Source organism: Enterococcus hulanensis, from assembly GCF_005405485.1.
GTDB classification, from domain to species: domain Bacteria; phylum Bacillota; class Bacilli; order Lactobacillales; family Enterococcaceae; genus Enterococcus_A; species Enterococcus_A hulanensis.
On record NZ_BJED01000004.1, the window covers coordinates 1 to 24,185 of the forward strand.

The 24,185-nt window shown below is 38.8% G+C and carries 24 protein-coding genes and 1 other annotated feature; of the genes, 3 read left to right on the forward strand and 21 right to left on the reverse strand.

Annotated elements, in window-relative coordinates; genetic code table 11:
• Positions 1-138, reverse strand: a 138-nt coding sequence (locus tag FFR60_RS22810; protein ID WP_212741899.1) for a helix-turn-helix domain-containing protein, incomplete at its 3' end; no start/stop codon positions are given.
• A 182-nt stretch (positions 139-320) separates the two neighbouring features.
• On the opposite strand from FFR60_RS22810, the gene efaR reads away from it, so the two are divergent.
• A complete protein-coding gene (gene efaR, locus FFR60_RS05205; protein ID WP_137663339.1) occupies positions 321-968 on the forward strand; it encodes a transcriptional regulator EfaR in 648 nt (215 codons plus the stop codon).
• A 145-nt stretch (positions 969-1,113) separates the two neighbouring features.
• Entirely contained in the window at positions 1,114-2,628 is a 1,515-nt protein-coding gene (zwf, locus tag FFR60_RS05210) for a glucose-6-phosphate dehydrogenase (RefSeq protein ID WP_137663340.1), read from the forward strand.
• Positions 2,629-2,720: 92 nt separating this feature from the next.
• Here the strand turns inward: zwf and ileS are convergent, their stop codons facing one another.
• From ileS to FFR60_RS05295, 17 genes are all read right to left on the reverse strand, one after another.
• On the reverse strand, positions 2,721-5,507 hold the full coding sequence (gene ileS, locus FFR60_RS05215; protein WP_137663341.1) for an isoleucine--tRNA ligase: 2,787 nt from the start codon (positions 5,505-5,507) through the stop codon (positions 2,721-2,723).
• An 87-nt stretch (positions 5,508-5,594) separates the two neighbouring features.
• Positions 5,595-5,808: a binding site (T-box leader), on the reverse strand.
• Positions 5,797-6,504, reverse strand: coding sequence for a DivIVA domain-containing protein (locus FFR60_RS05220; RefSeq protein ID WP_088933040.1), 708 nt, complete (start codon positions 6,502-6,504; stop codon positions 5,797-5,799). (Overlaps the previous feature by 12 nt.)
• A gap of 22 nt (positions 6,505-6,526) precedes the next feature.
• On the reverse strand, positions 6,527-7,309 hold the full coding sequence (locus FFR60_RS05225) for a YlmH family RNA-binding protein (protein ID WP_088933041.1): 783 nt from the start codon (positions 7,307-7,309) through the stop codon (positions 6,527-6,529).
• Positions 7,310-7,321: 12 nt separating this feature from the next.
• Entirely contained in the window at positions 7,322-7,597 is a 276-nt protein-coding gene (locus FFR60_RS05230) for a YggT family protein (RefSeq protein ID WP_171004873.1), read from the reverse strand.
• A gap of 13 nt (positions 7,598-7,610) precedes the next feature.
• Complete coding sequence (locus tag FFR60_RS05235; RefSeq protein ID WP_137663342.1) at positions 7,611-8,246, reverse strand: cell division protein SepF; 636 nt, start codon at positions 8,244-8,246, stop codon at positions 7,611-7,613.
• 9 nt (positions 8,247-8,255) lie between these two features.
• On the reverse strand, positions 8,256-8,933 hold the full coding sequence (locus tag FFR60_RS05240) for a YggS family pyridoxal phosphate-dependent enzyme (protein WP_137663343.1): 678 nt from the start codon (positions 8,931-8,933) through the stop codon (positions 8,256-8,258).
• A 14-nt stretch (positions 8,934-8,947) separates the two neighbouring features.
• Positions 8,948-10,186, reverse strand: coding sequence for a cell division protein FtsZ (gene ftsZ, locus FFR60_RS05245; RefSeq protein WP_088933044.1), 1,239 nt, complete (start codon positions 10,184-10,186; stop codon positions 8,948-8,950).
• Between the two features lie 21 nt (positions 10,187-10,207).
• Entirely contained in the window at positions 10,208-11,533 is a 1,326-nt protein-coding gene (gene ftsA, locus FFR60_RS05250) for a cell division protein FtsA (RefSeq protein ID WP_088933045.1), read from the reverse strand.
• Between the two features lie 166 nt (positions 11,534-11,699).
• Positions 11,700-12,806, reverse strand: coding sequence for a cell division protein FtsQ/DivIB (locus FFR60_RS05255; protein WP_171004874.1), 1,107 nt, complete (start codon positions 12,804-12,806; stop codon positions 11,700-11,702).
• A 3-nt stretch (positions 12,807-12,809) separates the two neighbouring features.
• Positions 12,810-13,901, reverse strand: a complete 1,092-nt coding sequence (gene murG / locus FFR60_RS05260) for an undecaprenyldiphospho-muramoylpentapeptide beta-N-acetylglucosaminyltransferase (RefSeq protein ID WP_137663345.1) — start codon at positions 13,899-13,901, stop codon at positions 12,810-12,812.
• Between the two features lie 10 nt (positions 13,902-13,911).
• A complete protein-coding gene (gene murD / locus FFR60_RS05265; RefSeq protein ID WP_137663346.1) occupies positions 13,912-15,276 on the reverse strand; it encodes a UDP-N-acetylmuramoyl-L-alanine--D-glutamate ligase in 1,365 nt (454 codons plus the stop codon).
• A gap of 14 nt (positions 15,277-15,290) precedes the next feature.
• The gene (gene mraY / locus FFR60_RS05270; protein ID WP_137663347.1) at positions 15,291-16,253 is read right to left on the reverse strand and encodes a phospho-N-acetylmuramoyl-pentapeptide-transferase; all 963 of its coding nucleotides are present in this window, start codon (positions 16,251-16,253) and stop codon (positions 15,291-15,293) included.
• 16 nt (positions 16,254-16,269) lie between these two features.
• On the reverse strand, positions 16,270-18,459 hold the full coding sequence (locus FFR60_RS05275; RefSeq protein ID WP_088933049.1) for a penicillin-binding transpeptidase domain-containing protein: 2,190 nt from the start codon (positions 18,457-18,459) through the stop codon (positions 16,270-16,272).
• On the reverse strand, positions 18,460-18,837 hold the full coding sequence (ftsL, locus tag FFR60_RS05280) for a cell division protein FtsL (RefSeq protein WP_137663348.1): 378 nt from the start codon (positions 18,835-18,837) through the stop codon (positions 18,460-18,462). It lies immediately after the preceding gene.
• A gap of 5 nt (positions 18,838-18,842) precedes the next feature.
• Positions 18,843-19,796 (reverse strand): 16S rRNA (cytosine(1402)-N(4))-methyltransferase RsmH, encoded by a 954-nt coding sequence (gene rsmH / locus FFR60_RS05285; RefSeq protein ID WP_088933051.1) that lies wholly within the window; start codon positions 19,794-19,796, stop codon positions 18,843-18,845.
• Between the two features lie 15 nt (positions 19,797-19,811).
• The gene (mraZ, locus tag FFR60_RS05290; protein ID WP_088933052.1) at positions 19,812-20,243 is read right to left on the reverse strand and encodes a division/cell wall cluster transcriptional repressor MraZ; all 432 of its coding nucleotides are present in this window, start codon (positions 20,241-20,243) and stop codon (positions 19,812-19,814) included.
• Between the two features lie 168 nt (positions 20,244-20,411).
• Positions 20,412-20,783, reverse strand: a complete 372-nt coding sequence (locus FFR60_RS05295; RefSeq protein WP_137663349.1) for a DUF3397 domain-containing protein — start codon at positions 20,781-20,783, stop codon at positions 20,412-20,414.
• Positions 20,784-21,010: 227 nt separating this feature from the next.
• Here FFR60_RS05295 and FFR60_RS05300 point away from each other — a divergent pair, with 227 nt between their 5' ends.
• Positions 21,011-21,127, forward strand: coding sequence for a DUF4044 domain-containing protein (locus FFR60_RS05300; protein ID WP_088933054.1), 117 nt, complete (start codon positions 21,011-21,013; stop codon positions 21,125-21,127).
• Positions 21,128-21,153: 26 nt separating this feature from the next.
• Here FFR60_RS05300 and recN read toward each other — a convergent pair whose 3' ends face one another.
• Genes recN through FFR60_RS05315 form a run of 3 tightly spaced genes read right to left on the reverse strand, consistent with a single transcriptional unit; the run spans position 21,154 to position 24,142 of the window.
• The gene (recN, locus tag FFR60_RS05305; RefSeq protein ID WP_137663350.1) at positions 21,154-22,824 is read right to left on the reverse strand and encodes a DNA repair protein RecN; all 1,671 of its coding nucleotides are present in this window, start codon (positions 22,822-22,824) and stop codon (positions 21,154-21,156) included.
• Between the two features lie 29 nt (positions 22,825-22,853).
• A complete protein-coding gene (locus FFR60_RS05310; protein ID WP_137663351.1) occupies positions 22,854-23,312 on the reverse strand; it encodes an arginine repressor in 459 nt (152 codons plus the stop codon).
• 14 nt (positions 23,313-23,326) lie between these two features.
• On the reverse strand, positions 23,327-24,142 hold the full coding sequence (locus tag FFR60_RS05315) for a TlyA family RNA methyltransferase (RefSeq protein WP_137663352.1): 816 nt from the start codon (positions 24,140-24,142) through the stop codon (positions 23,327-23,329).
• Positions 24,143-24,185 lie beyond the last annotated feature (43 nt).

Sequence of the window (24,185 nt, forward strand, 5' to 3'; positions counted from 1 at the left end):
ATTTCGATTCATTTCTCGGCTAATTGTAGAAGGGTTCCTTCGAAGTTGACGGGCAATCTCTCTTATCGTGTATCCTTGCGCATGTAATTTCGCTATTTCTTCTCGTTCGAAAATGGTAAGATGAGTATACTGACTCATAGATATCCTTCCTTTCAATAGTTATCTCGCAATTACTATTTTACAAGGAAATCATCTATGAGTCTTTTTTGTGTTGCACTTAAAGTGTAAATCCGCCAAAGAAAAGACCGATCAAATGGAAAAAACAAAATTTATTTGGTAAACTTAATCTGATATGCTTCGTTATGAAAGGATGAACATCAATGACACCAAATCGCGAAGATTACTTAAAATTAATATTAGAATTAGGTGGCGATAAAGAAAAAGTTAGTAATAAAAAAATCGTTGCTGGTTTGTCCATTTCCGGAGCTTCTGTCAGCGAAATGATCAATAAGCTAGTAAAAGAAGGATTAGTCGAGCATTCTCCTTATCAAGGGGTTCAACTAACACCGGCTGGTCTTGAAAAGGCCAGTACCCTTGTCCGTAAACACCGTTTGTGGGAAGTTTTTCTCGTTGACCATTTAGGCTATTCATGGAACGAGGTTCATGATGAGGCAGAAGTCTTAGAGCATGTGACATCTTCACAATTAGAACAAAAATTGGATAATTACTTGAAGCACCCGACTTTTTGTCCTCACGGCGGAATGATTCCGCAGCAAGATCAAATCGTTCACGAAAAAGATCGTCAGACCTTAGCAAATTACCCGGAAGGTACAATTGTCCGAATCGCTCGTGTCTTGGATGAGAAGGATCTGCTGGATTATTTGATGGATCTTGGTATTAAGATCCACGAAGAATACACGATTACAAATATTGCTGCTTATGAAGGGCCGATTACTTTAGCCAACGATCAAAAAGAAGTGGCTATCAGTTACAAGGCAGCATCAACAATATTTGTCGATACTTTATAAGACGAATCAAAATACCAAACCAACTTTTTGCAGTTATCACAATATAAGTGATAAACTCTTGGGGAAACCTCTTAATTGGATGATTGTAAATTAAACTCGTTTTCCACTTGAAAAATGTAGATACTTTGAAATAGGAGTGAACCATATGGAACAAGCAGCATTATTCACCATCTTTGGTGGAACCGGCGACTTGGCGCAGCGGAAACTTTATCCCTCGTTATTTCGTCTTTATAAAAAAGGCAACCTAGCAAAGCATTTTGCTGTAATCGGCACTGCAAGACGGCCATGGAGCGATGACCATTACCGTGAGATTGTTCGCGAAACCATTAAAGATATCGCGGCGACCGATGAAGAAGCACAGGATTTCTCTGAACACTTTTACTATCTATCACACAACGTCAACGATACAGATCATTATGATCAATTAAAAGTTTTGTCTGACGACTTGGATGAAAAATATGGTCTAGAGGGCAATCGGATATATTACTTAGCCATGGCACCTCAATTTTTCGGTACGATCGTGAATCATTTGAAGTCACAAGAAATTTTAACCACAACTGGCTATAACCGATTAGTGATCGAAAAACCATTCGGCTTTGATTACGATTCTGCCAATGAGCTGAACAATCAAATTCGAAATGTTTTCCCTGAACAAGATATTTTCCGGATCGATCACTATTTAGGAAAAGAAATGATCCAAAATATTTCGGTGATTCGTTTTGCCAATAATATCTTTGAATCTCTTTGGAATAACCGTTATATCGAAAATGTGCAGATCACGTTTTCTGAAGCACTTGGTGTGGAAGATCGCGGCGGCTACTATGAACATAGCGGTGCGCTAAAAGATATGGTGCAAAATCACATTTTACAGGTTGTTGCTTTATTAGCGATGGAAGTGCCGACCTCTTTTTCAAATAAATCAATTCGTGAAGAAAAAGTAAAAGTTTTACAAGCGATTCGCCGCTACAATTCTGAAGAAGTTCTGCAAAATTTCGTGCGAGGTCAATATGACGTTGGTACGTTAGATGATAAAGAATTTGCTGCATACCACGATGAGCCAAATGTTGCCAAAGATTCCCTGATGGAAACCTTCGTTGCAGGAAAATTTTTGATCGATAATTTCCGCTGGTCCGGCGTTCCCTTCTACGTTCGAACAGGTAAACGCATGACTGAAAAAGGAACGCGGATCAATATCGTCTTCAAGCAAGTCCCTGTCAATGTTTTCAACTTTGAACAAGAAGAAGTTGACGGAGAAGAATTACCGCAAAATATTTTAACTATCTATATTCAACCAACTGAAGGATTCTCTTTAACTCTAAATGGAAAGAAAATTGGGCAAGGTTTGAATACTGAACCAGTTAAATTAGACTTCCGTCAAAGCGCTGAGGTCACTGAGAATAGCCCAGAAGCCTATGAAAAATTATTGCTGGATGCCTTAAACGGTGACGGAACAAACTTCTCTCACTGGGATGAAGTGGCCAACTCTTGGGAGATCATTGATCGAATTCGCAATACTTGGGATCAAACCACCCCAGGTTTTCCAAACTATGCTGCTGGAACGATGGGGCCACAATGCGCCTTCGATCTTTTAGCAAAGAACGGACATGGATGGGCTTGGCAGCCAGATCAATGGTACCGTGAGCGTGGAAAATTAAAATAGTTAGATAAGGGCTGGGAGAAATTCTCAGCCTCTTTTTTATACAAAGAAGCCCGTGCCGGTAATTCGACACGGGTTTCTTCTATTATATTATCTTATTCTAGCCCTTCAGCTACTGCTTCTGGATAGTTTTCTTCCACAATATGAGCACATGAAGCACATAATGTTGGCAGCTTTTCATCTTCACCGACTGTTGTACGGACTTGACGACAACGATCGCAGACTTCCCCTTCAGCTTTTTCCACTAGGATCGCCACATCATCAAATGCCAGTGCATTTTCCGGCGCCGCATCCTTCGAGATACTAAATGAATCTGGTGATACGATCAATAATTGAGCTAAGTCAGCATCCAAAGCAGTCAGCAATACTGCGACTTGTTCATTTGGATAGATCGTTACCTTAGCCTCCAAAGATTTACCGATTACTTTTTCGTTACGAGCTTCTTCTAAGGCCTTCAATACTTTATCACGGAAATCCATAAAGGCTTTCCATGTATCTAATAATTCGCCTTGATTAGGATATTCCTCATAGCTTGGCAACTCTGCTAATTGAACATACTCTTCTTCCTCTTTCAAGTATGTCCAGATTTCTTCTGTTGTATGCGGGATGATCGGCGTCAATAATTTCGTCAATGCGACTGCTGCTTGATAGAAAACAGTTTGCATGCAACGACGTTCATAGCTGTCTTCTGCTTGGATGTAAACTACATCCTTCGCAAAATCCAAATAGAATGAAGATAAATCTACGGTTAGGAAGTTTACAACCGTTTTATAAATTTGCGTGAAGTCGTATTTTTCATACCCTTCTTCACGGATCGTTTTGATTACTTCGTTCAAGCGAACCAGCATATATTTATCCACGGAGCGCAATTCATCATAAGCCACCGCATGTTTAGCCGGTTCAAAGTCTGTCGTATTCGCTAACAAGAAACGCATCGTATTGCGGATCTTACGATAAACTTCTGAAACTTGATTCAAGATGTCCATTGATACCCGAACATCCGCTTCATAATCTACACTGCTGACCCATAGACGTAAAATGTCGGCGCCCATTTGTTTGATGACTTTATCAGGAACGATCGTATTCCCTAAAGATTTACTCATCTTGCGGCCTTCGCCATCCAACGTAAAGCCTTGAGAAAGCACAGACTTATAAGGAGCAACTCCATTGATCGCCACACTAGTAGTGATACTTGAGTTGAACCAGCCGCGATATTGGTCAGAGCCTTCCAAATACATGTCAGCTGGGAACGTTAAGTTGTCACGTTGACGCAACACTGCTTCATGAGAAGAACCTGAGTCAAACCAAACATCCATGATATCCGTTTCTTTTGTGAATTCCCCATTTGGTGAGCTTGGATGTGTAAAGCCTTCTGGCAATAAATCCTTGGCTTCACGTTCAAACCAAACATTTGAGCCATGTTCAGCAAATAATTGTGCTACATGCTCTGTTGTTTCCGGTGTGATGATCGCTTCCCCATCTTCACCATAAAAAATTGGCAACGGCACACCCCAAGCACGTTGACGAGAAATTACCCAATCGCCGCGGTCGCGGATCATATTGTAAAGACGTGTTTTACCCCAAGGAATAATCCAGTCGACTTTTTCGATTTCATCTAAGATATCTTGGCGGAATTTATCGATCGAAGCAAACCATTGCGGTGTTGCCCGATAAATAATTGGTTTCTTCGTCCGCCAATCATGCGGGTAGCTGTGAGTAAAGAATTCCAACTTCAACAATGCCCCATTTTTCTCTAACAGCTCTGTCACCATCGGATTGACTTTATCATAAAAGACACCCTCAAATCCGGGAGCATCAGCAGTCATAACACCGCGGTCATCAACTGGCGAAATAATGTCATTACGGTATCTCTTCCAAGCAAAGTAATCATCTTCCCCGTGTCCAGGAGCAGTATGAACTAAACCAGTACCCGCATCTAGCGTGACATGATCCCCTAAAATAACTAATGATTCGCGATCATAGAATGGGTGTTGCGCAGTCATATTTTCCAAATCTTTGCCGCTGACTTCGTTAATGATCTTAGGCTCTGTCCAATCCAATTCCTCCGCAACATTGTCCAGTAAATCTTTCGCAACTACATATTTTTTGCCCGCTGCTTCCACAACCACGTAAGTATAGGCAGGATTAGCAGAAATCCCTTGGTTCGCAGGTAAAGTCCAAGGCGTCGTCGTCCAGATAATGAATGACGTATCAGTATCTAAGATTCCTTTACCATCTTTAACTTTGAATGCCACAAAAATTGACGGCGATTTAACATCTTTATACTCAACTTCGGCTTCGGCTAATGAAGACTCACTTGATGGTGACCAGTAGATCGGTTTCAAGCCTTTATAAATGTAGCCTTTTTCCGCCATTTTTCCAAATACGCGAATTTCAGCAGCCTCGTAATCTGGTGTCAATGTAATATATGGATTGTCCCATTCACCAGCGATCCCTAAACGCTTGAAATCATCCCGCTGCTTATCAACTTGTGACAATGCATACTCTTCACATTTTTTACGATACTCAGCCATTGTCATTTCTTTACGCTTGATTCCTTTATTGGTAAGGACTTGTTCAATTGGCAGTCCATGTGTATCCCATCCAGGAACATAAGGCGCACGAAATCCTGACATTGATTTCGAACGAACGATAATATCTTTACTGATTTTATTTAGAGCATGGCCAATATGAATATTTCCGTTAGCATATGGAGGTCCATCATGTAAAACAAAGGTTGGCTTGCCTTCATTCAATTCCTGACGTTTTTCGTAAATTTTATTTTCTTCCCATTCTTTTTCCCATTGGCCTTCACGATTTGGTAAATTACCGCGCATCGGGAAGCCGGTTTTCCCTAGTTGAAGGGTTTCTTTTGTCTTCACTATCAATCGTCTCCTTTTATCTTAAATTACTAGTAAATATTCCTTGATAAATCAAGAATGAAAAACACAAAAAAACAAGCTTATCCGCAAAGGGACGAGCTTGTCGTGGTACCACCCAAAATTTGAAACTGAAAAAGTTTCCTCTAATCATCGTTAACGTAATGACACGTCGACTGCTACTGATGGTTCACAATCGAATGATCTAGAGGATCTTTCCAACTAGAGGGTCTGCCGAACTCTCACTACCATCGGCTCGCTTAAAGAATCTAATCAGCTTTTCTGTTCTAGATTAATCTTCGTCTGATTTAATTAATTCAGGAATATCAATCGTTAATCCCATATCTTCCTCGTGGGGTTCAGGGGTAATAATTGGTTCATCTGAGTCTACTGCAACCTCAGCATCATTGTCAAGTTCATTAGCCAAAACTTCTCTCAAGACTTCATGGCCATCACCAACATATGAAGACATTGGTTTCAATACTTCTTCCCAGTCGCCGCTGCGTGCTTGATCGATTTGTGTTTCTAACAATAATAGTAATTGTTGATGGAACACACGCGTCTTCTTCTTCAAGTCGTTTGTTTCAGCAGCTAATTGACGTGCTTTAGACGTAGCATCAGTTAAAATCTCTTTAGCTTTGTCTTCAGCAGTTGTTGTCAATAGGTTCGCTTTTTGCATAGCGTTTGAGATTAATTCATCTGCACGATTTTGCGCAGAAGTCACAATTACTTCAGATTCTTTGCTTGCCGAAGATTTTACCTTGTCGGCAGTATCTTGTGCCACGACGATAGATTGGTTCAAGGCTTCTTTCAATTCATTGAAATATTCTAATTTCTCTTCTGAATGCTTCAACGCTTTTTCTAATTCGCGATTTTTTGCAATACTATCCTCGTAATCACGAACAATCATATCTAAGAAATCATCGACTTCATCTTGATTATAGCCACGCATCTTGGTGGAGAAACTCTTGTTTTGGATATCTAATGGAGTTAATGCCATTTTTTTGTTCACCTCATAAAATTTATTTTCGTAAAACGCCTAAGCGTAAACGGAATTTTTCTTTCTTTGTTTTTCCCTCTAAGCCCTGGATTTGGATTCGACCAAACCCGCGAACTGAAACGACATCTAATAAATCAAGCAAGTAATCTGGTCGTTCATTAACTGACCAGTTAACCTTTACCTTGCTAGCTTCAACTAACTGTTTGGAACGCTGACGAGAAATATTATAAACCGTTGAAATAATTGCATCCAATCGCATCGAAGTTGCTGTAGTAGTTTCTTCTACCCAACTATCTTTAGGAATAATAATATCCGTATACGGACGTTCCTCTAAATGAACTGTTACACGACCAATCTTAGTTACCTGATTTACAATATAGCTGGCAGAATCCTTCGCTAAAAAAATTTGCCAACGATCCCCATCAGAAATAATATCACCAAAATAATCGCGTTTGATTCCCGCATTCATTAAAGTTCCCAGAATCTTCCCATGAGATAGTTCTGTAAATTTTTGCGGATAATTAATCTCAATCATCACAAGTTCAAAGTCATCGATTTGCGGTTCATAATAATCCGGATAGATCATACAGCGACAACGTTCAGCATGTTCATAACCGCCATAAAAAGAAAATTTTAATTCGCTATTTTCACGAATCAAAGTCTCTACGATATAAGCTTGGCGCGGGTCTAAAAAATTCGTCAAATAAGGAGCGTACTGGCTTTCAACTTGTTCTAACCAATCGCCAACACTGTCAACAAATGGATGCTCTTCTGGTCTAAAATGTTGATAGACATTTGCATTCATATTGCCACCTCCTTAATAAATAATATTAATCAGAATTTTTTGCAAGACCTCCATTGCAATATTCAATGCTAAAATTGCGGCCATCACTGAAAAATCGATCCCGCCAAACTGTAAAGGCAAGCGCCGAAACAAATCAAGAAACGGCTCACAAATCCGGCCTAAAAGTTGACCAAATTTAGATTGATAGGCTCCAGGGAACCATGACATCAATGCATAAACAACTAAAAGTATCGTATAGAGATAAACTAAACGATTTAAATAGTAAAAAAGTGTAATAAGTAGATTCAACTAAGCGGCTCCTTTACATTCCTAATCCATAAATATCTTCATCAACCATCGAACTCAATGTCGAATTAGTGATTTCAACATTCGTTGGTGTACATAAAAACATTTCATTCCCAACACGTTTGATATCACCATCGATCATAAATACTGCGCCAGTTAAAAAATCCACTACGCGGCGTGCTTTCATTTCATCTAACGATTGGAAGTTGATTAAAACCACTTCACCTTGACCTACACGTTTTGCAATAGTCATTGCTTCGTTGTAAGCTTTTGGTTCCACCACCGAAATGCGGTCTTTTTTCTTTTCTTCCATTCTTGGTGTAAGTCGCTGTGCCCGACTGGTGTTGTTGGGCATTGAGACAACTTTTTCATTTTTCTTAGGCATACTTTCTGCCTTTTTCATAACAGCTTCAGCACGTCGATTTGTTTGAGTCTCAACGACTGGCTGTACTCTTTCTGGTGTTTTTTTCTGCACTCTTTCTTTTGGTCGTTCTTGTTTTTGATATGTAGAACGTGTCGTTACTCGTTCTTTTTTAGGCGCGCTTTGTGGGCGGCTAACCTGCTTCTTTGGGGCAGGTGCTGCTGCTTCTTCATACATATCATCATCTGCTAAACCAAAAAAATCAGTGATCTTTGCTAGACTAATTCCCATTAACTTTACCTAACCTTTCCTAAATAGTGCCGTTCCGATGCGAACAAACGTGGCACCTTCTTCAATTGCCGTTTTGAAGTCTTGGCTCATTCCCATGCTTAATTCTGTACATGGCGCATACCGCAAGTTTTGTTCTTTCACACTTTCTTGAAGTTTTTTCAAGGTAGAAAAAATAGTTTGTACTTCTTGCTGACTAGCCTCATAAGGAGCCATCGTCATCAAACCGATCACATGTATCTTATCTAATCCTTCTAGTTCATTGATAAAGGAATGAAGTTCATCTGGCTTAATGCCATGCTTCGATTCCTCCCCAGAAACATTTACTTCAATAAAACACTTTATTTGATGTTCCGCACGTTTTTGAATTTCTTGTGCCAAACGTAAACTGTCTAATGCATGAAAGTAGTCGATTTCATTTATAATCAATTTTACCTTGCGACGCTGTAAATTACCAATAAGATGCCATTTAATCTGCTGATGTTGTGAAAGACTTTGCCTTTTTTCTAGTAATTTATCTACTCGATTTTCAGCTAAATCCGAAACACCTAATTCGACGAGTTCATTTGCTGTTTTGGAGTCGACACTCTTGGTCACCGCAACCATAGTAATCTCCTGTGGCTTACGTGAAACAAGAGCACACGACTCCTGAATTTCTTGCTCGATTTTATGCAAGTTTTCAGCGATCATGTGCTCTCCCCCTCTTATTTTCTACGGCGAAAGAATGGTGGTGTATCTAGTTCTTCGTCTTTTTCAGGTTTTACTTCTTCACGATTGAATGTTTCGAAATCTTTTTTTTCGATATTATCAAATTGCGTTTCCTCAACTTTTGGACGAATATTTTCTTCTTTACGAATATCCCATTCACCAAAAGCAGATTGACCTTCATTATTTCTTGCAGGTTCAATATCTAAATTTTGTTTTTGTGGAACTGATTGGATTTGACTAGCACGCTGTGTGTTGCGAGTAGCCTTACGCTCCTTTTTTGTTGGATCAATTCCTGTCGCAATTACTGTAACGCGAATTTCATCACCTAATTCTTCGCTGATTGATGTACCTAAGATAATATTTACATCGCCTGTGGCTGCACTTGCAACAATATCAGAAGCATCTTGTGCTTCGAATAAAGTCATATCTAAGCCGCCAGTGATGTTTAACAATACTTGTTCCGCACCATCAATAGATGTCTCTAACAATGGAGAAGAGATCGCTTTTTTCGTTGCTTCAACTACACGGTCTTCACCGCTGGCAACACCGATACCCATCAAGGCAGTACCTTGATTGGCCATCACTGTTTTCACATCAGCAAAGTCCAAGTTGACATATCCAGGAGCTGTGATCAAGTCTGAGATACCTTGAACTCCTTGACGTAAAACATTATCCGCTTCACGGAATGCTTCAAGCATCGGAGTTTTCTTATCAACAACTTCAAGTAAACGATTGTTTGAGATGATTAATAATGTATCAACATTTTCCTTTAATAAGGAAATACCTTCAGCTGCAAAGCGTCCGCGTCTCGGTCCTTCGAAGCTGAATGGACGTGTAACAACACCCACAGTTAATGCACCAAGATCTTTTGCGATTTTCGCAACGATCGGAGCAGCACCTGTTCCTGTTCCACCACCCATACCGGCAGTGATGAAGACCATGTCTGCACCTTCTAATGCATCGCGGATTGCTTGTTCACTTTCTTCAGCTGATTTTTGACCAACTTCTGGCTGTGATCCAGCGCCTAAACCACGAGTATATTTAGGACCTAATTGAATAACTGTTTCTGCTTTTGAATTTTTAAGGGCTTGTACATCAGTGTTTGAAGCGATAAATTCTACGCCTTTGACGTTTTCCTCGATCATGCGGTTGATGGCATTGCCACCGCCACCGCCAACACCGATAACTTTAATAACTGCACCTTCGTTAATATTGTTATCTATTGAGAATTCCATATTTTCTATTCCTCCTACAAATTAGTCAAAAATATTAGAGAAGAAGTCTTTAATCTTCCCGGTAACTTTTTCTTCATTTTTTGGTTTTGTTTCTTCTTCATAATCATTTGATGCTTCATAATCGTCATATACAGGTGCTGTAGAAACAGCGTTTGGTTGTGGGGAAGCAGATAAAGAAACCTTTTCCCCTGTTACAGCCGATTTTGCCAAATGATAAACATCGTTTAACTCAGCTGAGTAATTGACGATACTAATGACATTTGTAAAGACTGGATTTCTCAACCCCATTTGATTTGGCACGTGCAGTTTTACTGTCGTTCCAAAAATATCTTCAGCCAAGTCGACTACACCCGGCAAACTTGCAGCACCACCGGTAAGTACAACACCGCCTGGCAAATCAAGAGCTTCGATTTCATCTAAAGCTTCTTTGGCTTTACGGAAAATTTGTTCCAAACGTGCTTCAATAATTTCAGCTAAATAGCGTTCATCCACTTTCACCGGATCAGTTTTCCCAATCACATCAACTGGAAAGTCCTCATCAGCTGATGTTCTGCTTGGATAGGCATCTCCGTAATTGATCTTTAACGCTTCCGCATTATTAAATGAAGTGTTTAAAACGATCGAAATATCTTTAGTAACAAACTCTCCGCCCTCTTGATCTACATGGGTGAATTTTAATTGTTTGTCATGCATAACTGACGTCGTTGTTTGTCCTCCGCCCATATCAATAACGATCGTACCAAAATCTTTTTCACCATCAGATAGAATAGACTCAGTTAAGGCTAAGGATGTGATCACTGTTTCAGCAACGGATAACCCTGCCTTTTCCACACATTTTGTGATATTATGAATGATTGTTTTAGGACCAGTAAATACTAATCCGAACATTTCCAGTCGTACACCAATCATTCCTCGTGGATCCTTGATCCCTTCAAAACCGTCAACGGTAAATTCTTGAGGTAATAGTGCAACTATTTGTCTTTCAGGAGGAACCGAACGAACCATTGCTGCTGAAGCGACATTACGAACATCATCATCCATAATTTCTTTCGATTCATTGTTTACAGCGATCATACCTTGACAAGGCTCAACTTCTAACAAGTTGGCAGGTAGTCCCACGCTGACACTTTTGATCTGAATCCCAGCTTTTTCCTCGGCCTGTTTTACTGCTCGTTGAATCGCCTGTACTGTTTTATCGATGTCTACGATAATCCCACGATTGATTCCTTCTGATTTTGCGTTTCCAACACCAATGATATTCATTTGGCTATCGATGTACTCGGCTACAACAACTTTTATCGATGTTGTCCCGATATCAAGGCCTACATACATTCCTGCTTTTGCCATGAATGGGATTCCCTCCTATTTTCAAATAAAATGCTTTATTCAGATTTAATATTTTAAGTTACTGTTAAGCATGAAATATAATTTTTTGCAAGTAATTCACTGCTTTCAATTTTAACACATTTTGCCCAGAATGAAAAAGAAGATTCAACATTTTCTTGTAATAAATTTAATCATTTCCAATTGGCGTTTCAGTTTGGTCTGTTGAGACTTGTGTCGAATCCTCAGTAGCTGAATTTTCAGTATAAGGATAGCTGTAAATTCCTGCTTCCATATCAACAACACCCTTAATCTCTTTATCACTCATTTCCTTAGCGATTTGAGGATAATACTTCATTTTACTTGCTAAGTCATTGATACTTATCAAGACCTTATTACCATCATTCATGAAAATTTCCAATAGTTCCTTGTTTTCACTAGTTGGGGCATATTTTATCTGAGAAATACCTTGTTTGACTTCTTCAGATAGCTTTTTATAGCCTTCAAGTACCTTTAATATTCTTTTTGATCCGGTAAAGTTTTCTAAAATAGGCAACTCACCATCACTTTTTTCAACTTCAATCGGAATAATCTTTCCATTTGATATAACGGGAGAATACTTTCCATTACTTTCCAAATAGGCAACTTCGGGATATTCTTTAATCTGCACCTCAAAATGATTAAAGCCATCAATATGCACTTCGGCGTCCTCAATTTGAAGTTCTTGCTTCTTCAAATTTTCAACATTATCCTTGCGGTCAAAATACTGGCTCCATAGATTATCACCAACAGTAAAATTGAGTTCTTTTTTTATTATCTCCGTCGAAATCTTCTCGTTGCCTTTTACACTCACTCCACCTAACTTACCTAACGGTGATATGTAATATAATAGTAATAACGCCGGAATTGAAAATAATCCAATCAAAACTGCGGCTCTTCGTACAAGGCGCTGATTTCGTTCATGTTTGATATTGGGGAGTCGATCTAAAAATGAACCATTTTTGGGTCCTTTTACAGGCTCTTCTTCGTTTTCATCCACTTCATTTTCAATAGCTGTTAGATTTTTTTCATCTGTCTCTTCATTTTTATCGCCGGCAGGTTCACTAGTGTCTATAGTTTCAGCCGTCTGTTCAGAATTATTTAGGAGTGATTCTGGTTCTCCTTTTTCAAGAGCTTTTTGTTTCAAATACTCCATATTGGCTAATTGCCAAGGAGTTAAATTCTCGTGTTTTGGCTTGTCTTCTTGTGTTTTGTTTTCTTCTGGAAACTCTTCACGACTAATGATCCTCACCTCCAAAAATTAATTGACGAGTTCGTTTACCAGTGTCCACAGACGCTCAGCAGCATCAGGGATTCCTTCTTGACGCGAGGCCTTCGCCATCCGCTCTCTTTTTTCCGGATCATTCATAATTTCATCTACTGCTTCTACTAATTTATCACCAGTTAAATCAGCGTCAGCTATCATTTTGACAGCTCCTGCATTAACAAGACTTTGAGCATTTTTTGTTTGATGATCATTCGTAACATAGGGACTTGGAATTAAAATTCCTGGTAATCCCAAAGCAGTAAACTCTGCGATTGATGTCGCACCAGCACGAGCTATCAATAAGTCTACATTTGCCATAACATCAGTCATATTTTTAATATACGGTTGAAGCGAAAGGTTACGACTAATTTTTTCAATATCAAACTTCTCTGATATCTCGTTATAATAACGATCCCCGGATGCATATAACACCTGATATTCTTTTTGAGAAAACTGGGGTAACGCTTGAATAACGGCTTGATTTATTTTAAGCGCACCTTGACTTCCTCCAAAAATCAGGACTGTAGGGATATCCGGCAACAAGCCATATTGTTCCAAAACCTCGGATTTCCCACTAGTGACAACCTCTTGTGCTCGCGGATTTCCCACTAAGACCGTTTTACTTTCTGGAAAATATTGTGCCGCATCAGGAAAACAGATACCAACTTTATCTGCAAAACGACTCAAAAATTTATTGGTAATTCCTGGAACGCTATTTTGCTCATGAACGATTGTTGGTATTTTCATCCTAGCCGCTGCATATACCACTGAACCAGATACATACCCGCCGGTTCCAATCACCACATCTGGTTTGAATTCACGTAAAATTTCTTTTGAACGTTTAATACTTTCAACGAATAATTGAACCGTCTTAATGTTTTCAAACGAAAGCTTCCGTTTAAAACCTTGAATTTTGATTGTTTTAAAAGAGATGCCTGTCTCAGGCACGATTTTATTTTCCAATCCGCGATGTGTTCCTACATACAAGAATTCAGAATCAGGTTGGATTTTTTGGACGTAGCGGATAAATGCTAAGGCTGGATAAATATGTCCGCCCGTGCCACCGCCTGTTACAAGTATTCTCATTTTTATTTCCCTACTTTTCTAATTGCTTCACCGCATGCATGAATTTATCTCCGCGAATCTCAAAGTTCGGATATTGGTCCCAACTTGCATTTGCGGGAGACAATAAGATGCTGTCTCCTGCCTCGCTTTGTTCATAGGCCAAAGGAACAGCCGTTTCAACATTTGAAGTTAAAATAATGGTTTGGATACCTGCTCGTTTTGCTGTATCAGCGAGCTTATCTTTGGTTTCACCAAAGAGTATGATTGCTTTTAGTCCTTCAAGCGAAGGGATTAATTCATCAAAACCATTTCCACGATCTAAGCCTCCAGCCAATAGAATCAAACGCTCATTATCAAAACCGCTTAAGGCCATTTCAGTCGCCAAACTGTTTGTTGCTTTTGAGTCATTATAAAACTTACGGCCGTTGATTGTATCTACATATTGTGTTCGGTGAGGTACACCATGGAAATTACTCAATGCTGATCGGATTCCTTCATTAGTAATACCTTTTAATTTTGCCACGGCGATCGCTGCTAAGGCATTCTCAATATTATGGGTGCCAGGCACTCCCAGTTCAGAAGTGTCCATAATCTTTTCTTCTTTATAATAGATACTATCATCAACTACATAAACACCATTTGCTAATTTTTCCCTCGTCGAAAAAGGAACAATCTGCGCGTTTGTCTGTTTGCTCATTTCCTGCAATTCTTCAGAATTCCAGTTTAAAACCAAATAGTCATCAGCAGTCATATTTTCTTGAATTGCCCATTTGGCCGCAACATAATTTTTACGAGTTTTATGATAATCCAAATGAGCTTCGTAGATATTCGTAATAACAGCTATCTGCGGCTTGAATTCCCTGATGCCCATCAATTGAAAACTTGATAATTCCATAACGATATCATCATCCGCTGACGCTTTAGCAGCTACTTCACTAGCTGGGAAACCAATATTACCCGCCAAATGTGCTTTGCCTGCTGTCCGCTCTTGATTCAACAATAGACCGATCATGGTAGTTGTTGTCGTTTTACCATTCGTTCCAGTAATACCAACGATAGGACATTCTGCGACTTGATAGGCCAACTCCACTTCGGTCAAAATTGGGATATGCAATTCTTCGGCTTTCGCCACTAACGGATTGTCATAAGGGATTCCAGGATTTTTTACCATCAATGAAAAATCTTCATCCAATAATTCAATCGGATGGTGTCCAGTGATTACTCGTACTCCTTGCTCTAATAAGCCTTGTGCTTCTGGATTTTCTTCAAAAGGCTTTCCATCATTTACCGTAACAAGTGCGCCCAAGTCATTCAACAACTTGGCCGCACTAAATCCACTCTTCGCTAATCCTAACACTAGTACTTTTTCATTTTCATATTGTTTGATTTGTTTCATTTCCTAGTCATCTCCTACAGTACGATCAATAAAACAATAATAGATGCAATCAATCCAATTGCCCAGAATACGGTATCTACTTTCCATTCCGACCAACCTGACATCTCAAAATGATGGTGCAATGGTGACATTTTAAAAACACGTTTCCCTGTCATTTTAAAGGAAGTAACTTGAATAATCACGCTTGCTGTTTCAAAAATGTAAACCAGACCGACCAATAGTAACGTCCACTCCTGATGTAAGACGATCGAAACGGCTGCTAATAGCCCGCCTAATGCAAGAGAACCGACATCACCCATAAAAATTTTTGCTGGTTTTTTATTATAAGGAAAGAAACCGACTAACCCTCCCATTACTGCCAGACAGATAATTAGAACTTCATACTGTTGCTGGTTCCACGCGATAATTCCATATGTTGCAAAAGAGATTGTTCCTAAACCGGAAACTAAACCATCTATCCCGTCTGTGAGGTTGACTGCGTTAGAGAAACCAACCAGCCAAAAAATCACGAACAAACCATATATAATATTTAGCGGTAATTCAATACCGAAGAAATTCAAGGTATTAGGATAACCTTCCATTCGAAAGATGACATAAAAGATGATAGCCACAACAACTTGCGCAATAAATTTCTGACTTGAGGTCAATCCTTCATTTTGCTTCTTCGCCAGTTTAATAAAATCATCTAAAAATCCTATGATTCCATATAGTAATAGTACAAATACTAAAATCATCAGCGAAGTTGTCATTTGATGAGTCCAAAGGCTAAACCAAATTGCAGTAATCACTGCTGCAGCTAAAAAACCTAATCCCCCCATTGTTGGGGTCCCAGCTTTGGAATTATGCCATTTGGGCCCTTCATCACGAATTTCTTGTCCTTGTTTCTTCATTCTAAAATAGCCAATTATAAAAGGCATGCCTGCAACAGTAATTGCGAAACTACTGGCAAAAGCGATAAATAGTTGTGCCGGTTGCATTTTATTCTCTCCAGTCCTAACCTAACGTAATTTTCAATTTCTTCTTTGATACTTCTGTGTAAGGAGCAATGTTTTGTTTCGTACAATAGCCATCTCCCTTAAAGCTCACATCAATATCTAGCAGATTAGTCAATTTTAAGATATCTGCTTTCGACCATCCTCGAACATCTGGCATCTCTTTCTTGCCATCTGTTAACAAGATCAAGTGCTCATTCGCCATAACCTGCTCGCCAGGTTTCGCTGATTGTTCGGTGATTTTATCTCCATCACCAACCACTACAGCTGTAAATCCGCGTTTGTTTGCATCTGCCGCTGCTTTAGATGTTGAAAGATTTCGATAATCTTCTACAGTAACCTTAGTATTGCTTTCTTCGTCCGCCGAATCAGTATCATTGTTTTGAAATTCCATCGCACGACTCAACAATGGGTTCGCGATTTCTCCCAAAATACCTTCTTTATTTTCTTGCGGTTGTTTCAACGTTAAATACAAAATATATTCAGGATCCTCTGAGGGAAGCATCAATGCAATTGAATAAATATAGTTTGTTTCACCTGTTAAATATCTGCCATTCTCTGCAATTTGTGCTGTACCAGTTTTAGCAGAAATATTATATCCAGGTACTTTGTATTGATCATAAGCAGAGCCATAGTTTTCACTTTCAACGGTGTCCCGCATATATTCACGGACTTTTTGAGCGGTTTCAGCTGTAATAGGCTCACCAACTACTTCTGGTTTTGTAATAATTTCTTTGCCATTATTAGGATTAGAAATTTTTTCGATATAATGAGGCTGCAACATTTTTCCGTCATTTGCTACAGCAGTAAAACCACGCATCATTTGGAAGTTAGTCACTCCAATTGCCTGTCCATAAGAACTCATCGCCTGGTCAACAATATTACTTGTAGGTAACGTTCCTTTTGACTCGCCTGGTAAACCAGAATAGGTACTTTGGCCAAAGCCGAAACGTTTCACATATTCAGGCCAGCGATCTCCCAGTCGCTCTTCTAATTTGACCATACCAACATTACTAGACCAAGAAAGCGCCTGACGCATTGTCAGAATCCCTTTTTTCCCTAGATCCCAGTCATTAATGGTCGCATCCGCCACTTGTATCTTCCCTGATACATAGCTTTCATTTTCATTAAAGATACCTTCGTTAACTGCCGCGGAAGTGGTAAAAACTTTCATTGTTGACCCTGGCTCATAACTATCTTCTATTAAAAAGTTCCGCCAAGCGTCAGACTCTCCTAACCCTTCTTTAGTTTCAGGATTGAACGTTGGGCGCTGAGACATCGCAAGGATATCTCCTGTTTTCGCCTGCATCAGCATTGCAGTCATCTCAGTAGGCTTAGCTTCTGAATTAACCTTATCCATCAATGTTTCCAAATAACTTTGTAATCCTGCATCTAAAGTAGTATAAATATCCTCACCGTCTACCGCCTTCTTTTCTTCAGCGACACTGCCTGGGATTGGACGTTGGTTTTCATCTTTTTGATATACTACCTTGCCATCTTTTCCTTTTAAGACATCATCATAAGCTGCTTCAACACCCATCATTCCAACTAATGTTTCTTTCTTATCTGGTTGGGCATAACCAATAAAATGAGAAGCAAAGTTTCCATTTGGGTACATCCGATCAGTATGATCGGTAAAATAGAGACCTTTTATTTTGGCCTTTTTCATCGCATCTTCAATATTTTGTTTGGTTTCTTCAGAGATATTTTTCCCCTTATTACCAAATTCAACTTGGTAATACTTACTTGTTCCATCACTATTTATGCCGCTTTCCAGAGTCTTCAACGCTGATTTTTCTTTGATTCCTAAATACTTATGTAAAATAGAAGCTAACTCATCAAAATTTTTCTCTTGGGCATACAGTTTTTCTTTTCCTGAAACATAGCTTTCTGAAAGAATCGCATATACTGAGTAAGAAGTCGCATCTTCTGCTATTACCTCACCATTACGATCGTAGATTGTTCCCCGTTTAGCCTTGACAACTTCACCACCGTGATAAAGTTCTTCGGTTTTAGCTTTTAACGAGGTTCCTGCTACATGACCTCCTGCCACTACATAAATCATGCGAACGGCAAATAAAAAGAACAATCCAATACTCGTAGCAAACAAAATAACGCCTACTTTTTTGCGATTGTTCATCGGAGTCAAATTCTTTTTTCGGATTTTTCTTCTTAGCCTTTTAAAGCTCATTTACTTCACTTTCCTTAAATTCGCGTCATTGATCGAAAGTCCTGCTTTTTCAGCAACTTCTTTTAAACGATCCGAACGAGACAATTCACTTTTTTCTTGTTGTAATTGTGTCGCTGTTTTCTCTTTCGCATCAATATCGGTTTGAATACTAGTAATTTCGTTTTGGGTTTTGCTGATTTCATTACGGTAATTAACCATCACAATCGATAGTCCAATCAACATCACTAAGAAGGCTAACACGGCAAATTTTTCCACTCGTGTAATTTTCTTTAAACGATCTCCAGGAGAAACGAAGACTTTGAAAGAATCTGGCGTTTGGTGAATCTCTTCTTGCTGAGAATCAAATTGAAACTGTTGTTTATTCTTTAATTCTGCCATAATTCCTATCCTTTCTTCACTTTCTCAGCGATCCGTAATTTTGCACTTCTCGCGCGATTATTCTCTTGTAATTCCTCATCTGAAGGAATAATTGGTTTTCGATTAACTAACTTCAATATTGGTTGGAATTCTTCCGGCACCATCGGCAAGCCTGGCGGCATGTCTTTAGGTGTACTAAATTCTTTAAACATTGTCTTAACGATTCGATCTTCTAATGAATGAAAGGTGATCACGCTGACCCTTCCTTCAAGATCCAATATATCGATTGCTTGCTCTAACGAACTCTCAATCGCACCCAGCTCATCATTCACAGCGATGCGAATAGCTTGAAAGACCCGTTTAGCAGGATGTCCGCCTTTTCGTCTTGCCGGAGCTGGGATAGCTTCTTTGATTACGTCGACAAGTTCGCCAGTCGTTTCAATCGGCTTTTCAGCTCGCTTGCGTTCAATCAAACGGGCGATTTGTTTAGAAAATTTCTCTTCACCATAGCGAAAGAAAATTTTTACTAACTCATGATATGAGTAATCATTTACCACTTGGTAAGCACTCAATGAAGCGTCTTGATCCATCCGCATATCTAATGGTGCATCTTGATGGTAGCTAAACCCGCGTTCAGCTTCATCTAGTTGTGGAGAAGAAACACCTAAATCATATAAAATCCCATCAACTTTCGTCACACCTAAGAAATTCAATTCTGTTTTAAGTTCTCTAAAATTAGCTTTAACAAAGGTCACTTGTTTTTTTGCGACATATTCATCTAAACGAACTTTCGCATTATTAATAGCTTTTTGATCTTGATCAAAAGCATACAGATGTCCATCTGCATTCAGCTGACTCAGTAGATATTCACTGTGACCAGCTCCACCTAATGTACAATCAACATAAATACCGTTGGGTTTGATTGCTAGACCATCAACTGTCTCGCGAAGCAAAACGGTTGTATGTTGAAAGTCTGTCATTGATAATCCTCTTCTCTAAAATCCAAAATCGACCATTGTTTCTGCAATGTCATCAAAACTAGCTTCTGTTTCTTTTGTAAATTCATTCCATCGTGCTTGATTCCAAATTTCAATACGGTTAGCTACACCAATGATCACACATTCTTTTTCAAGAGAAGCGTGGTTACGAAGTGACACCGGTATATTAATTCGACCTTGTTTATCAATCTCACACTCGGTAGCTGCGGAGTAAAAGAAACGAACAAATGCACGCGCATCTTTTTTAGAAAGCGGCATTTCATTCAACTTTGTTTCTAATTCGTTCCATTCGGTTAAAGGGTAACCAAATAAGCACCCATCCATACCACGGGTAACAACAAATTTTTCGCCTAATTGTTCACGTAACTTTGATGGAACGATCAATCGTCCTTTTGTATCAATGTTATGTTGAAATTCACCCATGAACATTTAGACTTCACCCCTTTTTACCACCGCATGAGATTAGTCTACCACAATCCCCCACAATCTACCACACTTTCCAAAAAACAAAAATAACAGTTTCCTGACCTTTCCTAACCAAACTGTTTTATTAGGAATTACAGCGGTAATAAAGAGTTTTTTTAAAGTTTTTTTCAATTATAAGGCATTAATAACACTTGCGATAATCAAAATGAAGTAGACTAAAACCGACAACAAAAACGTTAAGCGCCAAAACATTTTAAAGAAGCGGCCGTACATGATTTCGCGATAGCGATAGGCTTGAAAAACAACTACACTAATGCCCAATAATAGAATAGTTAATAAAAAATATGGTAAAATCGAAAACGAACTGATACTTTTTGAAATTTCGTGCATTCCTACAATTAAAAATGGCACAGTGATATCTGGCGTTTTCAAATTGAAGCGTTGTTTTAATTTGAAAGTTGTTACGATATAATCAGACGCTAAAAAGACGATAATCGGAAAAATGTACCATAACAATAATATTGGTGAAAATGATGCCAACAAACACAGTCCTTCCTCTTCAAACTACTACTCTCACTATACTGCATTATCGTTACATTCGTGTTTCAATTCATTTAAAATATAAAGGATTTAGCAAGTTTTAACAATTGAATTCGCGATATTGACGCGAAAAGATTTCTTAGTATTCTTTAAAAGTTTTTTCAGTTATTTGCGGAGTTTTGAAAAATGAAGTATGATGGATTTGACATTTTTTTGAGGACGGTGACGGTATGAATAAAAAAAAATCCACGAGCACTTTTTCTAAAGTTACCAAGGTTGTTATTTGGACCATGTTAATTTTAACAATTGGTTCATTAGTTTTGAGTAGTCTACTAAGTATTATGTAAGCAAATAGCCGGAGCAGCAGCTCCGGCTATTTTTTGGCTAATTGCAATAATTCCTTCGCGTGTCTAACAGTCAAGTCTGTAATTTCAGTCCCAGCTAGCATGCGAGCAATCTCTTCAGTACGTTCTTTTTCCGTTAATTCTTCCACTTTGGTCAATGTCCTGCCATCCACTATCTCTTTGCGAATAAAAAGTTGGTGGTTAGCCTTCGCTGCTACTTGGGGCAGATGGGTGATACAAAGTGCTTGTGAGTTCTTCCCAATTTGATAAATTTTATCCGCAATTGCTTGAGCTACGCGTCCGCTCACACCTGTATCCACTTCGTCAAATACAATACTCGTCAATCCCTGTGTTGTTGAAAAAATTGTCTTTAAAGCCAGCATGACCCGAGAAATTTCCCCACCTGAGGCTACTTTGACTAACGGCTTCAATGGCTCACCGGGATTTGTCGTTATATAGAATTCTGCTTCGTCAATTCCTTCAGACGCAAAGTTGATTTCTTTGAACTTCACTTCAAAACGAGCATTTTCCATATACAAGTCCTTTAATTCATTTTGGATAGCGGCTTCCAGTTTTTTAGCCATTTTTTTTCGTGATACCTGTAATTCCAAAGCCAATTTATGCAACTTTTCTTCCTTTAAAATCAATTCTTTTTCCAATTTTTCAAGTTTATCACCAGAAAAATCTGAATCTAAAAGTTCTTGACTGATTTTATCATAATAATTCAAAATAGCCTCAATTGAATCTCCATATTTTCTTTTCAACTGATGAATTAATTCTAAGCGCTCATTAACCAAATCTAGACGCTCCTCGTCCAACTCTAACAGATCTAATTGACGACCGATTTCAGTGACCGCATCTTGCAATAGATAATAAGCACTGTGAACATTATCAGAAATATTTTCGTAATCCTTATCCAAGGAAGCAATCGTTTGGAGTTCTTGGCTAGCCGAACCGATCGCATCTAATGAACTCGACTCTTCATTAGTCATTGCCTGGTAACTATATGAAAGACTATCAACGATTTTTTGATAATTCGTAAGTTTTTCACGCTCTTCTACTAGGCGCTCTTCCTCGCCAAGAGATAGTTCTGCATTTCCGATTTCTTCTTGCTGAAAAGTTAGCATATCAATCCGTTGAACAAAAGATTGTTCATTTTGCTTAAATTTCTTTACTTGATTCACCAAATTATTGTAGCTTCGATAAGCTGCTTGATAGACAGTTTTTAACTCTTGAAAATCCGCATCACCAAAACTATCTAAAAGTCGTAAATGGGATTCCGGATGCATCAATTCTTGATGATCGTTTTGCCCTTGAATGTCAACTAGGAATTGGCCAATTCGTCGCAAATTCGCTAAGGTAACAATTCTTCCATTCACTCGTGAAACGCTTTTCCCCGAAATATTCAGATCTCGTTGGACAATTAATCCAGCTTCGTCAACTTCAATTCCAAGTTCTTCCATTAAAAATTGAAACTCTTGCTGCTTTGGTAAATCAAAGAGACCTTCGACTAAGCATTTATCGCTGCCTTGACGAATATACTCCATTGAAGAACGAGCTCCTGCCAGCAAACTAACCGCATCAATAATAATTGATTTTCCGGCACCAGTCTCACCAGTCAAGGCTGTCATTCCGTCAGTAAAGCCTAAATGCAATGAAGAAATGATCGCAAAATTTTTGATTGTCAGTTCTTGCAACATTTTTTATATTCTCCTTTTAATGAGACATACTAAACATTCTGACTTTTCTCAGTGATGTCCTGTTGGATACGCACAGCATCTTCCTCAGTTCGCGCTATCATCAGGACACTATCATCATCATTCAAAGTCGTAAACAAGCTCTTCATAAATTGCTTTTCTAATAAATTTGCACATGCTGAAGCATTTCCCGGTAAGGTTTTGACGCTAATGAACTTTTCCATGCGATCAACGGCAATCACTGCTTCTTTTAAAAGATCAGTTAATTTTTCGTTCACATCTTCTTGCTCTTTACGGGGAATACTGTAGCGATACCCACCATTTTGTGCAGGAACTTTGATTAACTTCATTTCCTTGATGTCTCGTGAAATTGTTGCTTGAGTTACCGTCACACCTTGTTGCGCAAGAATCTCAACAAAATCTTCCTGTTTCTTCACATCATGCTCACTCAATAACTGAGTAATAATACGGTGCCGCTCTTTTTTACGCATTTCTTCTCCTCCGATTATTTATCTAGTTGTTGATGTGCTTCCGATACAACTGTTTCTAAATTAATTTCTGGATTTAATACACCCGTTTCCGCTACTTTTTTCAAATGGGCTAGAAATTCAATATTTCCTTCACCGCCAGTAATGGGAGAAAAAGTTAATTCTTGCACATCAAATCCATGTGATACAGCAAAATCTGTAATCTCTTCTAACACCATCAAATGGATTTTAGAATCCTTAATAATCCCCTTTTTCCCAACATATTCTTTTCCAGCCTCGAATTGTGGTTTGATTAATGCAACCACATCGCCATTCTCTGTTAGGATTTCATGTAATGGTGGTAGAATTAATTTCAAAGAGATAAAGGAAACATCAATTGTCGCAAAATTTGGCTGTCCTTGATCAAAGTCAGCTAATTTAGAATAGCGGAAGTTCGTTCGTTCCATTACAACTACTCGTTCATCTTGTCGTAATTTCCATGCCAATTGGTTATACCCAACATCTAAGGCGTAACTTAATGTTGCGCCATTTTGCAACGCAACATCTGTAAACCCACCCGTAGAAGAACCGATATCTAATAAAATTTTTTGCTCGATATCTACATCAAATTCCTTCAAAGCTTTTTCCAATTTCAACCCACCACGAGAAACATACGCTAAACGTTGACCTTTTATTTGTAAAATCGTCTCTATTGAAATTTTTTCACCTGGTTTGTCTAGACGTTCATTTTTTTGATCATAGACCAAGCCAGCCATTACGCCGCGTTTCGCCTTTTCTCTAGTTTCAAAAAGTCCCTGATTAAAAGCTAACACATCGACACGTTCTTTTTTCATGTTGTCCCCTACTTTTTTAATAGATTTAGTTTTCAGCCGACAT

Excerpts from the sequence above, each read along its gene's own strand:
- efaR (WP_137663339.1), top strand. The coding sequence starts at position 321 with ATGACACCAAATCGCGAAGATTACTTAAAATTAATATTAGAATTAGGT.
- zwf (WP_137663340.1), top strand. The coding sequence starts at position 1,114 with ATGGAACAAGCAGCATTATTCACCATCTTTGGTGGAACCGGCGACTTG.
- FFR60_RS05220 (WP_088933040.1), bottom strand. The coding sequence starts at position 6,504 with ATGGCATTAACTCCATTAGATATCCAAAACAAGAGTTTCTCCACCAAG.
- FFR60_RS05225 (WP_088933041.1), bottom strand. The coding sequence starts at position 7,309 with ATGAATGCAAATGTCTATCAACATTTTAGACCAGAAGAGCATCCATTT.
- FFR60_RS05235 (WP_137663342.1), bottom strand. The coding sequence starts at position 8,246 with ATGGGAATTAGTCTAGCAAAGATCACTGATTTTTTTGGTTTAGCAGAT.
- FFR60_RS05240 (WP_137663343.1), bottom strand. The coding sequence starts at position 8,933 with ATGATCGCTGAAAACTTGCATAAAATCGAGCAAGAAATTCAGGAGTCG.
- ftsZ (WP_088933044.1), bottom strand. The coding sequence starts at position 10,186 with ATGGAATTCTCAATAGATAACAATATTAACGAAGGTGCAGTTATTAAA.
- ftsA (WP_088933045.1), bottom strand. The coding sequence starts at position 11,533 with ATGGCAAAAGCAGGAATGTATGTAGGCCTTGATATCGGGACAACATCG.
- murG (WP_137663345.1), bottom strand. The coding sequence starts at position 13,901 with ATGAGAATACTTGTAACAGGCGGTGGCACGGGCGGACATATTTATCCA.
- murD (WP_137663346.1), bottom strand. The coding sequence starts at position 15,276 with ATGAAACAAATCAAACAATATGAAAATGAAAAAGTACTAGTGTTAGGA.
- mraY (WP_137663347.1), bottom strand. The coding sequence starts at position 16,253 with ATGCAACCGGCACAACTATTTATCGCTTTTGCCAGTAGTTTCGCAATT.
- FFR60_RS05275 (WP_088933049.1), bottom strand. The coding sequence starts at position 18,459 with ATGAGCTTTAAAAGGCTAAGAAGAAAAATCCGAAAAAAGAATTTGACT.
- ftsL (WP_137663348.1), bottom strand. The coding sequence starts at position 18,837 with ATGGCAGAATTAAAGAATAAACAACAGTTTCAATTTGATTCTCAGCAA.
- rsmH (WP_088933051.1), bottom strand. The coding sequence starts at position 19,796 with ATGACAGACTTTCAACATACAACCGTTTTGCTTCGCGAGACAGTTGAT.
- mraZ (WP_088933052.1), bottom strand. The coding sequence starts at position 20,243 with ATGTTCATGGGTGAATTTCAACATAACATTGATACAAAAGGACGATTG.
- FFR60_RS05300 (WP_088933054.1), top strand. The coding sequence starts at position 21,011 with ATGAATAAAAAAAAATCCACGAGCACTTTTTCTAAAGTTACCAAGGTT.
- recN (WP_137663350.1), bottom strand. The coding sequence starts at position 22,824 with ATGTTGCAAGAACTGACAATCAAAAATTTTGCGATCATTTCTTCATTG.
- FFR60_RS05310 (WP_137663351.1), bottom strand. The coding sequence starts at position 23,312 with ATGCGTAAAAAAGAGCGGCACCGTATTATTACTCAGTTATTGAGTGAG.
- FFR60_RS05315 (WP_137663352.1), bottom strand. The coding sequence starts at position 24,142 with ATGAAAAAAGAACGTGTCGATGTGTTAGCTTTTAATCAGGGACTTTTT.